Source organism: Ruegeria sp. CH8 (assembly GCF_056536985.1).
The window spans coordinates 1-15,253 of the sequence record NZ_JBQFQR010000028.1; the positions used below are offsets into that span (position 1 = coordinate 1).

Consider the following 15,253-nt stretch of genomic DNA (forward strand, 5'->3'; position numbering starts at 1 on the left):
CTGACCCTGAATGTCTTTGGACTGCATTTCAATCGCTGCACTCGGATCAATCAGGGTTTTCCGAAACAGGTCATTCTGGGCCGCAATCTCTGCCGCCTGAAGGCTCGTGTCATTCTCGATGTCTTTTGTCGTCTCAAGGTTCAAAACCGTCTCTCCTTTGTGATGCGACCTCCGGGGTTGATCCCCTTTTGGTGCTGGTTTTGAGCAAAGCCCTGAAAGGGCGTCGTCTCTAAAACCTGCCCCGTGGCGAACGCGGAGAGGGGCGAGACAGGACAAATCGACAAGAGTGGTGCGGCCCGCAGCGCACCGCGCGAGGACACGGTCTTGTCTATTTGTCTTGTCCGAGGGGGGAGGCCGCGCCTTCCCCCTGACGTCGGGGGGCGTTTGGCTTGTCCAAATCCCGCCTGACCAACAAAAAAAGCCAAAGGATCTTCGATCCTGCGGAAGCGCAAAAGGGATCATCACCCGAACGGGCAGATCATCACGGCATGGAGCGACCATGACCCAAAGCCCCTGCGCCGGCTCGCAGGAGACGGTCCAGGGGCTACTGGGACAGGGAGATCATGCTGGGGTGTTCTGGGTGGAAGCCGGCATGCCGGCTGATACCTAGAGCCCGGTCACGAGACGACAGGCTCGGGATTTGCCAGGGAGTAAAGTCGCATCCCGCTTTCTCGCTACGAACAGAACGTCGGGCGCCGATCTTCGCAGGTTCCCCTCAAGTTAAGTTCCGAGATTGACCCGGGAAATCCGATCGTGCCTACTGCGCGGATTGAGGAGAACTGATACATGCAAGAACCAATAATTCGTGAACTGCTGGGCAGGATGCTTGCCCACCGTTTGCTGATTGAACGTTTGATTTACCGCCTTCGAGAAGTCGATGATTTCCAATCCATGGGACTGGAATCTGACTTGAGAAAGATCGAAGCGGATATTGAAGCATACGATTTGCCAGAGGGTATTTCAGAAGCGTGCCAGGATGAGCTGGAAAACCTCGGTGATCATGTCCATTCTGGCCGGGTGGCCAAAGAATAGATCTCTCAACTGGGTTGAGAGATAAAAGATCTACGATCGCTGGCGGTAGGTACTAACCACCGACCGGAACATACCCGCGACGGCGCTTTTGCTTTTCGAGGTTTTGGAGCGCTTCACCGGCCTGGGCTTCGTCATCATATGTCACCATCATGGCTTGCCCGTTTGTCCCAATACGTCCCCAGGTCCGAAGGACGGACACTTCCCCAAACAGCGTCGGCTGCAACTCAATTCCGTAGAACCGCGCCATGTTGACGTCCGGGTCCACATGGATCAGGTGGACAGGTGTGGTTGCCGTCAGTTCCATGACGCGATTGTCGGCGAACTCATCCCGTCTGTCCAATGACATTGCGAAATCAATTCCCGGGAAAGGATTCTGATCCTGAATGGAAAATGACATCGAATGCATCCGCTACTACTATAGCTGACCAATATGTAGGTAATAGGATCTGCCATGTTTCGTTTTCTACTATTTGCTTTCGTGATGGGTCTTGCCGCCAGCGCAGGCACGGCGCAGACACCGCCTTCGGCTGATGAGGTCGCGCAATACGACGGTCTCTTTGCAGCCGCTCACACCGGCAACGAAGAAATGATCCGGCAGCTCGTTGCGGCAGGGGCAAACGTCAACGCGCGCGACTCCCAAGGCCGCACGCCAGCCCATGTCGCAGCCTTTGCTTCGGAGGACGAGGCGTTGCGTACGCTCGCTGAGGCCGATGCTGACATGAATGCGCTTGAAGGTCAGTCTTACGACGTAGTCACGATTGCGGCCGTGGCAAATGATCCGGAATTGATGACACTCGCCATCGCGTTGGGCAACGATCCCGGCCTAACAACCAGCCCTTATGACGGAACGGCACTAATCGCGGCCGCACATCTCGGTCATGTAGAGATTGTCCGACGGCTAATTGCCGCTGGCGCGCCTCTAGACCATGTGAACAATCTGCACTGGACAGCAGTTATCGAAGCCGTTGTGCTTGGTGACGGCGGCCAGGATCATCTTGCAGTTCTTGATGCACTGTTGGCAGCGGGTGCTGACCGATCGCTTGCCGATCGTAACGGAACTACGCCACTCGAACACGCCGAATTACGCGGATTTTCTGAGATGGCAGAACGGCTAAGAAAAGAGGATTGAGACCAGTCCAGCAGGCTGAAGCGGAGCGTTCCACCTCACAGGTGCCGATGGCAGCTTGGATGAGACCAACCTCAAATCAAGTTCTTCTCGTAGCGGAGCGGTGGCAGAGTTGAACACATTTCACGGGTAACGCCACAATGGACAAGATCAGAAAAAGTGAACAGGACTGCCACAACGAACTCGTTTTCGCGAGACGTGGTTTTCTTGGCGCATCAGGCTTTAGCGCACTGACAATTGGATTGAGTGGCTCCGCTGTAGGCCAAACTTCTACAAGGGCGGACGGCGCAATACTTCAACCAAGTGATCCCAAGGATGCCACATTCATGGAGCGCGCTTTCGAAATGCGTCAGTATGCGATTGATCATGGAGATCAGGGGTATGGCGCAGCTGTGGTGCGCGACAACGTTATTATTGGCCAATCATGGAGCAGGGTCATCTTAGATCAAGACCCCACGGCCCACGCTGAAATGGCCACGATCAGGGACGCGGCGCGCCGCCTCAATGACCGAGATTTGAACCAAGCGGTCATGTACTCATCTTCCCGACCATGTCCTATGTGTGAAGCCGCGGCATACTGGGCTGGAATCCGCCTCATGTTCTACGGCCGGAAAATCACGAGCGCAGGTTCCCCGAAACTTTGCCGTTAGAATGGTTCTCAGCCATCAGCAACGTTTCATTTTGCATTCACCTCCCACGGTGGGAAGTCCGGCCCAAAGCCGACATCCAGCCGTCTACAGGGATGCTGTACCGCGGCTCAGCAATGCTGCCGTTCGCCGCATATGCACGATACCATGCCGGATCGACAGTACGTAAGTGATCAAAATGGTAGTGCCTGCAATGGTCAGTAGGGCGCCGTCTACAAGTTGCGGGTGAGATCGAGAAAGACCGGGCCGTTCGGTTTGAAACTTCGATCTCCCGCCGTAAGTATAGGCCGTTTTGCTACAACAAAACTGATGTTGTTCAAGCACTGCGATTAATTAGGCAGGTGCAACGGTGTGATGCGCTTTATCAGGTTGCCAAAGATGTAGAGCCAGATCCTGCGTCCATTTTGTTGAAAAGTTGATTTGACGCTCGTTGTGGTCTTTTGCCAACCTCCAAACAGTCAGCATTTAGGGAATCACTTGAAAATGAAATCAGGATACAGCGCGCTCGCGCTAGCTATTTTGCTCGCAGGCTCGCCGCTACTTGCTCAGCAAGCCGACACCGTTTTCCTGAGTGAAAACATCATCACGTCAAACCCCGAGTTGCCACTGGCGCAATCCGTGGCGGTTGCGGGAAACACGATCATTTGTGTACGCACTGATGACAGTTGCCGCGAGTTGGCAGGCGATGGCACCCAGATCGTGGATGCGGGCACAAATACCGTTATGGCTGGTATCATCGACACTCACTTGCACACACGCATCTTTGGGCAGACGCATTTCGTCATGCTCAACCTGTTCGGTTACAACGATGCGTCGCGTGAGGAGGTTGTCGAAGTAATCCGGGAGTACGCGGCGACGCTCGGGCCAGATGAGTGGGTGATCGGCGGCGGTTGGTCCGACGCGCATTTTCAGAATCCCACCAAGGAAGAACTGGACGAAATCGTTGGTGGACGCCCTGCATTGATCTCCGACAATACGCAACATAACGGCTGGTATTCGACGAAAGCTCTGGAATACCTCGGGATCACTGCCGATTGGGAGCCACCGAAAGGCGGCTACATGCCTTTGAATGACGCTGGCGATGAACCTTCCGGACTTTTGCAGGAGAAAGCTCACCTTTCGACAGGGTTTGTCGAACAGCACAAACTCTATTCTTTTGAGAAACAGGAGGAAGCGATTATTGGTGCCGCTCGCGTGCTCAACGCGGTCGGGGTCACCGGTGCAACGGAAGCTGCCGCCGGGTCCAAGGAGGGGGCAGATGACGTCTACGTCCGTTTGGCGCAAAAAGGAGAACTAACACTCAGGCACGAATTAGCCATGGTGTTCTGGGGCACCGGCACGCCAGAGGGCGATACCGCAATGATCGAACAATTAGAGATACGGCGGGCCGCAGTCGAGGATGCGGGCGTTGATCCCAGTATTCTCCATGCGAACACTGTGAAGTTCGCTATTGATGGAACACCGGGGCGTTTTGCCTATATGGAAGGCCCGTATCTGGACGGCACACGGCCGGATATGAACTTTCGACCAGACAACCTTGCAGAGATTTTCGACGCACTAACAGAGCGTGATTTTACCTTGATGCTGCACGTTGAAGGGAACGCGGGGATCCGCCGCTCGCTCGACGCGCTGGAATTTGCACATGAAACCGGCGAGCCCCTTCGCGACGACATCCCTCAGATTTTCACGCATGTTGACCATTTGTCTATCGACAACGCTCGTCGCATGTCTCGGCTCGGGGTTTCCGGGCAGCTTCAACTTCACTGGGCTGATCCCACCGAGGAGTACTTTCGTAATGTGACCAGTCAGAACCTGCCAAAAGAGGTGCTGGAGCGTATGTACCAGTTCAAACTCGTGACCGAGTTCATGGAGTATGGATTTGGACCTGACGCGCCGACGTCTCCTGTGTTTTCGCCGTGGGAAGGAATGGAGATCGGCATGACACGACAGGCTATGGGAACACCCGGCGGTCTTGTCATGCCCGGTGAACCATTGACCTTTGAAGAGGTTATCCATGGCTCGACCCTGGGTAGTGCACGCCTTCAGGATCGGGGCGATGTGTTGGGGAGTCTCGAGGAAGGCAAGATTGCAGACATCATCGTGCTCGACCGAGATATTCGCAGACAGGCCGAAGAGAACGTTTTTGAATTTCACAAGACTGAAGTGCTGCAAACCTATTTTGGCGGCGAACTGGTCTACGATATTGATCGCGACGGCGAACCGGACAAACTATTGACCGAGCCGGAGTGGGAAGAAGGCGACGACGAGAAACTGCGCCGAGGCGTCGCAGTTACTAGCGTGAGAGTGTCTGAGGGATGACGAGTCCGCTGTCAGCTTTTGCGATTGGCGCTCTGTTTGGTCTGATATCTCTCCCGGTTGCGGCACAAAGCATTGAGAGCGCATGGCAGCGCGCGATTGCGGGCCAGCAACCCGGTGGTATGCCGTTTGATCCGCTTGCAGCTCCGCTTGATTTGACCCGAACGCCAGTCAGTGTAGCGCCGCAAAACATGTCGACAGGTACGCGTGTGATTGGCTGGCAGGATCTGCTACCAGTGCATGTCTCCAGCGAAACGCCCTTTGCCGACATGCGACCGTTTCTGCGCGACGCCATGCGCATCCACGTCGAATGGCGCACGTCGACACCGCGCGAACGGGAAGATATGGCACTATTTGAACGCCACGAAGCTGCTCTTACACTCCTCTCAATGCATCAAGTTGACGTAGACGGCCTGATGAGAGAGCGGCGGAACATCATCGCTCAGAATGGCAAAGCAAGGCGCGCACCCAACCAGAACATTCTCGGACAATCTATACGGCTTGCCGGTTACGTTGTCCCGCTCGCCTTCGAAGAGAAAAAGGTGACAGAATTCCTGTTTGTGCCAGTTGCAGGTGCCTGCGTTCACACGCCAACACCGCCTCCAAACCAGATTGTCCATGTGGACTATCCAAAGGGTGTTGCCTTCAGCTCAATCTTCGAAGCTTTCTGGATCGAAGGAGAATTGAACGCCGAGGATACACGGCGCGACGTCGTCTTTTTTGATGGCGCTGCAAACATTGAGGCGCAATATAGCCTGAAAGCAAAGACCGTAGAGGTCTACAATTCTTGGTGAAATCAATCGTCAGCCATGATTGATGCTTGAGCCATTTGATAGAGAGAATGTCCAAACGAACTTATGGATCCGTTGCCCCTTACCGGACATTTGAGCTCGAATAGACAGAAGGGCGCAATCTGCGGACGGCCTATTGGGGCCAAGCCGCACGCAGCTATTCTCCACTTGTGAGACAAGCAACAGACGATTTATTGGCTATTCTGAAACGGCCCGAGCTCCTCTGGCCCAGGCTTTCAGGCAAAGAAGTTCTGCGGCGATCATTGCGGCTGCGTTGGAGGTCATCTCCGCATGATCAAACGGGGGGGAGACTTCGACCACATCCATGCCGACTGGATCGAGCCCCTTCATGGCCCGGATTATGGCGAGCGCTTGGTAGCTGGTAAGCCCGCCCGGGACCGGTGTGCCCGTCCCGGGAGCAGTGGACGGATCGAGGCAGTCTATGTCGAAGGTCAGGTAGGTCGGACCATCCCCAGCGGTGGACAAAATGGTTGCGGCAATCTCTTCAGCTGGAGCAGCATGTACGGCGTCTGCATGCAAGATTTTCATGCCATAGGTCTCTTCGCCCTCGAAACAGGTGCGGATGCCCACCTGAACGGTCCGTTGCGGATCTATGATGCCCTCGCGAACCGCTAGGTTGAACATACTGCCGTGATCCATGCGTCCACCCTCGTCGGGCTCGACGTCCCGATGGGCATCAAACTGGATGAGACCGATTGGGCCGTACTTCTCAGCATAGGACTTAAGTACCGGATAGGTGATGAAATGATCGCCGCCCAGAACAAGGCTGGCCGTTCCTCCCGAGATTATCTCCGATATGTGGCGCTCTATGGCCAACGGGACGTCTTGGGGCACGCCCCAGTCGAAAACGCAATCACCGTAATCGATTGCTGCAAGCGTATCGAATGGATCAAACCGCCAGGGCCAAATTGGGCCCCAGGCATGTTGAGCGCTTGCCTTGCGAATTGCCTCTGGGCCAAAGCGGGTTCCAGGACGGTTACTCACAGAAAGATCAAAGGGAACTCCGGTGATCGCTACATCCGCCCCCTCAAGATCCTTTGTGTATTTGCGGCGCATAAAACTCAGAGCGCCGGAATAACTGGGCTCAATCTGTGAACCTTTGAGTGCGCCACGGGTAAAGGCGGCATCGATGCCATAGGATTTAAGGTCTGTAGCCATGGTGTTTTGGTCAGTTTCTTGTGATAGGTTTCATGGCTTTTTCTATTCTCATTATCGGCTGGATGCTATCTGGTGATCTTGATCTTGCAGCCGATTTTCGGCGGCGCAGTGATTATCTTAGTTGCAAAATCAATCGAATGTCAGCTTTCGGCAGAGGTCCTTGCCTATTATGCGGACACAACGAAAGTCAGCTTTCCGCCCTACTTGGGGTCACTGCATAAAAGTGACATTATTGTCCGGTTCGTGCGAACGAACGGAGAACTTATGCGGCATTGCGAAGATCATTTTTCCGAAGTGGCCTGAGGCGATCTGGGTTGAATGGCGGTTTCATGTTCCACAGGTAGTCGCCGGTCAATCCGACATGGGCCCAGCCAAGCGGCGCGATGTGTTTGACGATATCGATTGGGATGGTCACACCGTTTTTCCTCAGATCAGTGATCGAGGCTTCCAGATATTTTGTGTTCCACAGGATGATGGCGGCGACCAGAAAGTTGAGACCGGATGCTTTGTGGATCTGGTGCTCATAGCTGCGATCGCGCATTTCACCGAGTTGGTTGAAGAAGACCCCGCGTGCGAGGGCGTTTCGTGCTTCTCCTCTGGCCAGACTTGCGCTGGTTCGTTTTCGCAATTCCAGGCTTCGCATCCATTCCAGGGCAAACAAAGTCCGCTCCAACCGTCCCAGTTCGCGTAGGGCGATTGCTAGTCCGTTTTGCCTGGGATAGGCGGACAAGCTTTTAAGGATCGCTGATGCGGTGGTGGTCCCGGCCTTGATGGACGTCGCCAGCCTGAGGATCTCGGGCCAGTTATCGACAATGTGACCGACCTTGATGGTGCCGCCGATGAAGGGTGTCATGACGGCCGGAGGCTTCATGCCGGGCAGGAGATACAATTTTCGATCCTTGAAGTTTCGCAATCGTGGCGCAAAGCGGAACCCCAAGAGATAGCACAGTGCAAAGACGTGATCCGTCGCGCCGCCAGTATCCACATGGTGCTCTTCGATTGCGACACCCGATTGGTGGCGAAGCAGACCATCCAAAACGAAGGGCGCTTCGCTTTCGGTGGCGGTGATGACCGTCGAATGAAACGGGCTGAATTGATCGGAGATGTGGGTGTAGAACTTGAGACCCGGGGTACGCCCGTATTTTGCGTTGATGTCTGCCGAAGCCTCACCGCGACCGCCTGCCCGGAAGAACTGCCCGTCAGAGGATGACGTCACGCCATCCCCCAGAGTTTGGCCAGCGGGAGTTCGCGGTGCATGTCGATCAAACAAGCCAAGGCGCTTGAATATGTTTCCTCACGCAAATGCCAGTCATGAGCCCATGCGATCTGCCGGGCGGACAGATTGTGGGTTGCTGCCGCCATGCGGGATACACTCAGGTTGATTCCATCGGCCAGGACTGCGGCAAACAGGGCCTTTTGATCTTCCGCCGGTCTGCCCGAGCGATAGTGGGTGAAGCACTCCGCAAATCCAGTCCAGGCGTTCACTTCTGTCAGCAGGTCGGGGATCTTGATCTGTGGCAATTGCCCGTAAACCAGACGGCTCATGGCCGTGGCGGCGTCGGGTGTTTCGTCTTTGACCGGGGTAACGCTCAGGGTGCCACCCTGAATGGCGACGTCCGGCAGAGTCCCCGCTTCAGCCCGGGCCGCGACAATGGCCATGGTCACCTCGATCTGCTGTTGCCGCTCCGCAAGATAGGTTTCTGCATCCGCGGCGGCCGCTATCGGCAATGATCCGTCGGTACGCAAGATCTCGAAAGTGGTCTTGGGGATGAGCCGATCATCAAAGTTGCGGCGCTGCCGACTTCCTTCGACCCAGACATCCCCTGCCCGAAGCCGATCGCGTAGTTCGAAGTAGACGCAAAGCTCGTATGCGCGCCGGTTGACCTCCCCGGGCGCCGGAAAGACAAATGGACGCCAGACTTTCCGAATGAACCCCGTTGGCGGGTTGTCAGGCAGACTGCGCTTGTTCGCCTCAAACATGATGCGCAAAAGATCTACTGCGCGCAGAAGGCTGGCAGCGCTGGCCGCACCTTTGAAGCCGAATCCCCTTATTATCATGGGCGCAAATTGACGAGCCGTCTGATATTTCCCGATGAGCTCCGCGTATTTGTCGGGTTTTCCGTCTCCCAGGGCCGTTTCAATTGCGGATGTGGCACTCTCGATCTCATCCCAATTGGCCGTGTCCAGCATCCCGTTGAGATTGCCGCTTTGCAGGCGGGCCGTCAGTGCCTCACGGCAAAAGGCTTTGAGAGACTGCAAGGGGCGGATGATGTCCATCAGGAGCTGTGATGCTTTATCGGAACTTTGCTGTTCCGCCTTTCGAAAGCTTCGACCCAGCAATTTATCGAACACATCCAGTGCAAGGTCGGTGAGCTGTTCTTCCAGCCGCAAACAGGCGGCTGACAAAACCGCCCACAACCGTGGCAAGGCCATACGGCGCAGGTTTTGCACCGTGATCCGCAAGCCTTCGCCGGCCAGATTGTCGAGGGCGGATGTCGAAATGTTCTGCCGCAAACTGGTGGGCAAGCCGATCGCTCGAACCACCAACAGGCGATCCAAAACTGCCTTGATGGACTTGGCCGACGCCGATTTAGGTGCAGCCTTCAACCAACTCAGCGTCGATACCTCGCCCAATTCAGGGGGCGCAATCAAAGCGCGCAGAGCATCGTGGTGGTCCGGATGCAGGTCCTGGGTCAGAGCAGAAATCCTGACATTCTCCGCGCGTCGGATCGCGTGCCTGACAATCAGTTCAACGGTCCGGCGGGCCGGGACCAGGATACGCCGGCGCCTCAGTTCTTCAATCAACGAGATCGCCAAAGGCTCGGCACGTGGGTCTTCTCCGGCAGATGGTGTCAGCCAATGAACAAGTTCCCGGATGAGTGGTCTTGTGAAGGCCTGATATCCGAACCGGGCCATGATTTGCGCGATATGTTCGCGTCGAGACTGTGGGCGTCGATCATAGGCCGCCAGATCGGAAGCACTGGCATCAACCTGATCTGCAAGAAAGGCCAGCATCGCATGATTGGGCTGTTCTCCAACCTCACGAACCCGCCCGGGATGGCGCAGATAAGCCAATGATACGGCATAGCCCAGACGGGCAGCTGCTGTTCGCTTTCTGGCGACAGCCTCAATCTCGTCCGGGGTGAGCGTGCAATACATCGCAACCTCTCGATCCTCCGAGGGCGGCGCCATCAACCGAGACCAGAACCTTGCCGTCAATAATTGTCGCCGTGCCATGAAATACCCTTCTTACATGCATGTCCGTGAAACGCTCGTTTGGCGGAACGTCCCGTTCCGTCCGTCAATATGGCTTGACAACGGGAAGTCGGACAAGTTGATTTAAGGACGGGAAAACGGACAAGGTTATCTTCATGGCGCTGATTGGATATGCGCGGGTCTCGACAACAGACCAAAAGCTGGAACCACAGGTCGACGCACTCAAGGCTGCGGGCTGCGAAACCGTGTTTGAAGATGTCATCTCCGGCGCCAAAGCTGAACGCCCTGGCCTCGATGAATCCCTGGCCTTTCTGCGCAAAGGCGACACGCTTGTGGTCTGGAAACTCGACCGCCTGGGTCGGTCAATGAAGCACCTGGTCGAAACAGTGACAGATCTCGGGGACCGTGGCGTTGGCTTCAAATCTCTGACGGAAGGCGTGGACACAACCACCACCGGCGGCACGCTGGTGTTCCATCTGTTCGGCGCGCTTGCCCAGTTTGAGCGCGACCTTATTGTCGAACGCACACAGGCAGGATTGAAGGCTGCCGCAACGCGCGGCAGAAAAGGCGGGCGCAAGCCTGTCGTAACACCCAAAAAACTGCAGCAGGCCAGAGATCATATCAGCGATGGATTGACGGTCCGAGAGGCCGCAGCGCGCCTCAAAATCAGCAAAACCAGCCTCTACAATGCTCTCAGAGACCAAAAAGCGGACTGAAAATACAGATGTTCCGGTTAAGTTCGCGCGAGCCGGGCAATAAAGTCACTTTTATGCAGTGACCCCAATCTGGATGCTGATGGGATCTTTGAAGAACTTGGGTTCAATCGGGATCAAAAAGTGTGGATCAGATACCTTTGAACGGCGTTAGCCTGCCATTACGATAGAGCAGGATACTCAGGGAAGTTTCTTTCTATATAGGTATGCCAACAAAATACGTCCGTGCGCGCCCAATATTGACAGTTGTTTGTAGCAACTTATACTACTCAGTAGTACAAACGAGGCTAGATATGAGCGTCAAAGCATCAATATCCCTGACTGAATCCCAAGAGGCCTATGCGCGGAATCTTGTCGCCCAGGGTCATTACGCTAGCCTGTCCGCCGTGCTTCAGCATGGGCTTGAACTGATGCGTGAGCAATCGCAAAACACTGACGCACTGCGAGAGCTGCTGGATCAGCGTCGAAACGGAACCTTCATTACTCTCGAAGAGGGCAAAGAGCGCACCGAAGACATGATCGCACGCAAGCGGGCTGTGCGTGGTCTATAAAGTCGTTCGCGCCGAAGAAGTCACCTCAGATCTCGATCTCATATTTGACTATCTTGTTGAAACTGCTGAGCACTTTGGCGAAGATCTGGAAACCGCTTTTCTGCGCGCTGAGAAGCGCGTCATAGAGATTCAGGAGAGCCTCGAAAGCCTGGTGGACGTTCCGCATCAAGGCACCCTAAGACCACATCTCGGCAATAGCATTCGAAACGTAACCAAGAACAAAGCGATCATTTATTTTGAAGTCGACGATGACGAACTGGTCGTACGAGTACTCGCCGTCTTCTATAGCGGTCAAAACCACGATGCACATATTCTGCTGCGGCTATTGTCCTGACCCCAACGCGCCCATTGGACGTAGGATCGGCCGGCAGTTCTCATAAGTCGGCTACCTTTTATGAAATTCGAACTGTACGGAATCTCGAGTGCATTCCTGCGGTTCAAAACTAAGACCTAGCCAAGGATTTCAGTCTGGATGCCATCAGGGTCATGGAGGAGAGTGGTCCACTCAGAGCTGGATCTGCGCGATTGGTGAGCTTTGGTCATGCGATGGTTGGTGGTTTCCCGATCCTGAAAGACGCAAAAACGTACGGTCTGGGTGTTGGTTTTGTCTCTGGGCTAAAAACTGGTCAGTCAGCGCCGTTAGCGACCCGTCGGCTTCTCGCTCCGCGCCATTGAACTTGCTAGTGGTCGAAAAATTCTACCTAGACGTGGTGATCTGCACCACTGGCGATGGAGCAGATCTGGATGAGTTCTTCGGCCACATGAGTGTGTGGGACAACAAGGGTTGGGCGACCCGACGAAAAGCACATCGGTTCATTGAACAATCGGAATTTGCCCTTTCGTTTTGGTGACCAGGTCCGTCGTGCTCTCAGAGAAAAGGCAACTCGCAAAGCGTTCCGCCAACCGGTCCAGCGCCACGTTTTACCGTGACCCTGTCGCCGGGTTCGGCATCGACCGAGACCAAAGCAAAGCCGATATTCTTTTTCATCCGGAAAGACCAGGCGCACGTCGTCAAATCACCAATTTTTACCCCCCCTTTCTCTATGTCGTTCCAAGTGAATTCTGGATTTGCAGGACTGCCAGCGTCCAGCACAACCCCCAACTGATGCCGTTTCGGCCCCTCATCCGCAATACGGCGCAACGCATCGATCCCAATCGTGTCGTCAGGCACATGCAAGTCCACATATTTGCCCATGCGGACTTCGTAGGGATTGGTCTGTCCATCGGTGTCGCCTCCATAGGAAACGAGACCGCTCTCGACTCGCTCACTCCAGTTGGGGTTCCCTGGACCAATACCGTGTGGCTGGCCGGCCTCTTTGACGATGTTCCAGAGTGTAGTGCCTTTGGCACTATCCATCAGGTAAATCTCGAACCCACCTTGTTTGGACCAGCCCGACCGGGCGACGGCGACCGGAATACCGTCAATTTCGGTTTCCCGGAACCAGAAGTATTTCAGGTCTCGCACCCAATCACCAAAGATCGAGGCAACCACAGTTTCCGCCTTGGGACCCTGCACGGCCAGAGGTGAGACATCAGGCTCACTGACTTCCACATCCAATCCGCGCTCTCGTGCGACGGCTTCGGCCCAGAACCAGATATTGCTGTCCGCGATAGACAGCCAGTAGCGGTCTTGGTCCAGCTTCAGTAGGATTGGATCGTTGATAAGCACGCCATGGTGGTTGCAAAGTGGAACATACTTGCCTTGGCCCATCTTGCATTTTGAAAGGTCTCGCGGCGCAAGGATTTGCGCCAGACGCCCGGCATCTGGGCCCTTTAGCTGCACTTGCCGCTCTACCGCAACATCCCACATCGAGACATCGTTGATGATGCGCCAGTACTCCTCCTCTGGGCTGCCATAGGAGGTCGGCATCAACATGTGATTGTAAGTTGTCATGGCACACACACCATCGGCCAAGGTGGCCTCATAGAAGGGTGATGTGCGCAGACGCGTGGACGGAGAAATAGAGAACATGGCTTGATCGCGATTTAAGGGAGACAAGAGAAGGCCGCCGGTCCGGGTGGAACCGGCGACCAAAGGTCAGTTGACTGGTGCCACTGACGGGGAGAAAGCAGCCTTAGGTAAGCCAGATATTGCGTAGAGTCTGACCAAACCCACCAAGAGTTCCAACCGGATGGGGTGTGTACCCCATGACGTTTTGTGCTGTTGCCTCAAGTTGGTTCTGGAACACGGCGTTCACAAAGCCGCCATCGTCGTTCATCATATGCAACATGTCGCAATACATCTGCGCGCGTTTTGCCTCATCCAATTCGGCGCGGGCCGCCAGGATCATGGAATCGAATTCGTCAGAACCCCACATGGTTTCGTTCCAACTGCCACCTTTCATGTGAGCGATGGTCAGGAAGGCATCGACAGTAGGTCGAGCGTTCCAACCCGACATGGTCATTGGTTTCTGCATCCAGGTGTGGGTCCAGTACCCGTCCGATGGGGTTTTTATCACATTTACATCTACCGCTCCCTTTGCAGATTGCTGGAAAGTCAAAGCAATGTCGTTTGCCGAATTCCCAGCAGTCTCGGACGTATGGAGGTCGAAGCCCGAAACCCCTGCCTTGTCGAAGTAGAACTTTGCCTTGTCGGGATCGTATTCGGCAGGCTTTACGTCCGGGCACCAGTACTTGTAGGTCGGGCCAATCGGTGTGTCTGCTGAAATAGTACCTATTCCCTTGAACACCTGGTTCAAAACAAGTTCACGGTTCAACGCGTGTTTGACACCTTTACGGAAATTCGCGTCATTTGTCGGAGCGCGGTCCACCATCATCACCATGTTGGTAAACGAACCAGTCGGTGTATTGTGAAGCGTCACAGCGTCGTTGGAGTTGAGCTGATCAACAGCGAAGGCCGGAACGTCGTATACGGAGTCTACATCCCCCGCTAACAACGCGCTCAACATTGCGTTTGCGTCCGGAACAGGGATGAAATCCAAGCCATCTAGGTAAGGCTTACCGTCCTCATAGTAGTTTTCGAAACGTTCGAAAACCACTCGCTCGCCGGGAATGAATTCCATCACCTTGAACGGGCCGGAGCCAATTGCATTCGTGAAATCGCTGTGCCCGGCTGGATGGATGGACAGATGGTAGTCTGACATGATCACCGGCAGGTCTGCATTGCCGGAGGACAAGGTGATCTTTACGGTCATAGCATCGGGTGCATCGATTGCAGTGACGGTCGAAAGCAGAGCCTTGGCAGGCGATTCCGAACCCTCGGCAATGTGGCGCGACAGGCTTTCGACTACATCGGCTGAGGTGACGTTCTGACCGTTGTGGAAAACTAGGCCATCGCGCAACTTGAATGTCCATTCGGTCGCTGCATCGTTGACACTCCATTCCTCTGCAGCGTCGCCTTCGACCTCAAGCGAGGGTAGCAAACGAGTCAATCGCTGGTAGACGCAATTGCCGTAGACTGCATCCGAAGTATCCGTCATCCTGACGGGCTCTAGGGTATCATCGGTGTTGCCCTGCGCGATCCGCAGCCAGCCACCGCGTGTTGGCGACTGAGCGTATGCGGGACCAGCCTGGGCAAGAATGCTGCTGGCTGTGGGCACCAATAAACCAAAAGCGCCTGCGCGTTTGAAAAAACCGCGACGACTGAGCGATCCCGCCTTATATTGGCGTACCAAGCTATCGATGTCGGACATTTTTTCCTCCCAGATGACCGATGCGGGTT

12 protein-coding genes and 1 pseudogene are annotated in these 15,253 nt (G+C 55.0%); 8 read left to right on the forward strand and 5 right to left on the reverse strand.

Annotation, left to right across the window (positions count from 1 at the left end; genetic code table 11):
* Nucleotides 1–786: 786 nt before the first annotated feature.
* Complete coding sequence (locus ACR0ER_RS21965) at nucleotides 787–1,032, forward strand: hypothetical protein (protein WP_298856126.1); 246 nt, start codon at nucleotides 787–789, stop codon at nucleotides 1,030–1,032.
* 52 nt (nucleotides 1,033–1,084) lie between these two features.
* On the opposite strand, the gene ACR0ER_RS21970 is transcribed toward ACR0ER_RS21965, so the two are convergent.
* Nucleotides 1,085–1,429, reverse strand: a complete 345-nt coding sequence (locus ACR0ER_RS21970; protein WP_480770764.1) for a WGR domain-containing protein — start codon at nucleotides 1,427–1,429, stop codon at nucleotides 1,085–1,087.
* Nucleotides 1,430–1,483: 54 nt separating this feature from the next.
* Here ACR0ER_RS21970 and ACR0ER_RS21975 point away from each other — a divergent pair, with 54 nt between their 5' ends.
* From ACR0ER_RS21975 to ACR0ER_RS21990, 4 genes are all read left to right on the forward strand, one after another.
* Nucleotides 1,484–2,161 (forward strand): ankyrin repeat domain-containing protein, encoded by a 678-nt coding sequence (locus tag ACR0ER_RS21975; RefSeq protein ID WP_480770765.1) that lies wholly within the window; start codon nucleotides 1,484–1,486, stop codon nucleotides 2,159–2,161.
* 137 nt (nucleotides 2,162–2,298) lie between these two features.
* Complete coding sequence (locus tag ACR0ER_RS21980; protein ID WP_480770766.1) at nucleotides 2,299–2,808, forward strand: nucleoside deaminase; 510 nt, start codon at nucleotides 2,299–2,301, stop codon at nucleotides 2,806–2,808.
* A 480-nt stretch (nucleotides 2,809–3,288) separates the two neighbouring features.
* Nucleotides 3,289–5,124, forward strand: coding sequence for an amidohydrolase (locus ACR0ER_RS21985; protein ID WP_170486578.1), 1,836 nt, complete (start codon nucleotides 3,289–3,291; stop codon nucleotides 5,122–5,124).
* Nucleotides 5,121–5,915: a DUF3299 domain-containing protein gene (locus tag ACR0ER_RS21990; protein ID WP_170485422.1), complete on the forward strand. Its 795-nt coding sequence runs from the start codon at nucleotides 5,121–5,123 to the stop codon at nucleotides 5,913–5,915. The genes ACR0ER_RS21985 and ACR0ER_RS21990 overlap by 4 nt, the downstream gene beginning before the upstream one ends.
* Before the next feature lie 195 nt (nucleotides 5,916–6,110).
* Here the strand turns inward: ACR0ER_RS21990 and speB are convergent, their stop codons facing one another.
* Together speB and ACR0ER_RS22000 are read right to left on the reverse strand one after the other, a co-directional pair.
* On the reverse strand, nucleotides 6,111–7,091 hold the full coding sequence (gene speB, locus ACR0ER_RS21995) for an agmatinase (RefSeq protein WP_170352649.1): 981 nt from the start codon (nucleotides 7,089–7,091) through the stop codon (nucleotides 6,111–6,113).
* Nucleotides 7,092–7,353: 262 nt separating this feature from the next.
* A pseudogene (locus ACR0ER_RS22000) lies at nucleotides 7,354–10,328 on the reverse strand (Tn3 family transposase).
* Between the two features lie 134 nt (nucleotides 10,329–10,462).
* Between ACR0ER_RS22000 and ACR0ER_RS22005 the strand changes: the two are divergent.
* The 3 genes from ACR0ER_RS22005 (at nucleotide 10,463) to ACR0ER_RS22015 (ending at nucleotide 11,905) form a co-directional block, all read left to right on the forward strand.
* Nucleotides 10,463–11,023 carry a recombinase family protein gene (locus ACR0ER_RS22005; RefSeq protein WP_170516133.1) on the forward strand — a complete coding sequence of 187 codons (561 nt, stop codon included), beginning with the start codon at nucleotides 10,463–10,465 and terminating at the stop codon, nucleotides 11,021–11,023.
* A 290-nt stretch (nucleotides 11,024–11,313) separates the two neighbouring features.
* Entirely contained in the window at nucleotides 11,314–11,571 is a 258-nt protein-coding gene (locus tag ACR0ER_RS22010; protein WP_480770767.1) for a ribbon-helix-helix domain-containing protein, read from the forward strand.
* The gene (locus ACR0ER_RS22015; protein ID WP_480770768.1) at nucleotides 11,561–11,905 is read left to right on the forward strand and encodes a type II toxin-antitoxin system RelE/ParE family toxin; all 345 of its coding nucleotides are present in this window, start codon (nucleotides 11,561–11,563) and stop codon (nucleotides 11,903–11,905) included. The genes ACR0ER_RS22010 and ACR0ER_RS22015 overlap by 11 nt, the downstream gene beginning before the upstream one ends.
* A gap of 534 nt (nucleotides 11,906–12,439) precedes the next feature.
* On the opposite strand, the gene ACR0ER_RS22020 is transcribed toward ACR0ER_RS22015, so the two are convergent.
* Nucleotides 12,440–13,543, reverse strand: coding sequence for a glycine cleavage T C-terminal barrel domain-containing protein (locus ACR0ER_RS22020; RefSeq protein WP_170485289.1), 1,104 nt, complete (start codon nucleotides 13,541–13,543; stop codon nucleotides 12,440–12,442).
* A 103-nt stretch (nucleotides 13,544–13,646) separates the two neighbouring features.
* The gene (locus tag ACR0ER_RS22025; protein WP_170568154.1) at nucleotides 13,647–15,224 is read right to left on the reverse strand and encodes an ABC transporter substrate-binding protein; all 1,578 of its coding nucleotides are present in this window, start codon (nucleotides 15,222–15,224) and stop codon (nucleotides 13,647–13,649) included.
* Nucleotides 15,225–15,253 lie beyond the last annotated feature (29 nt).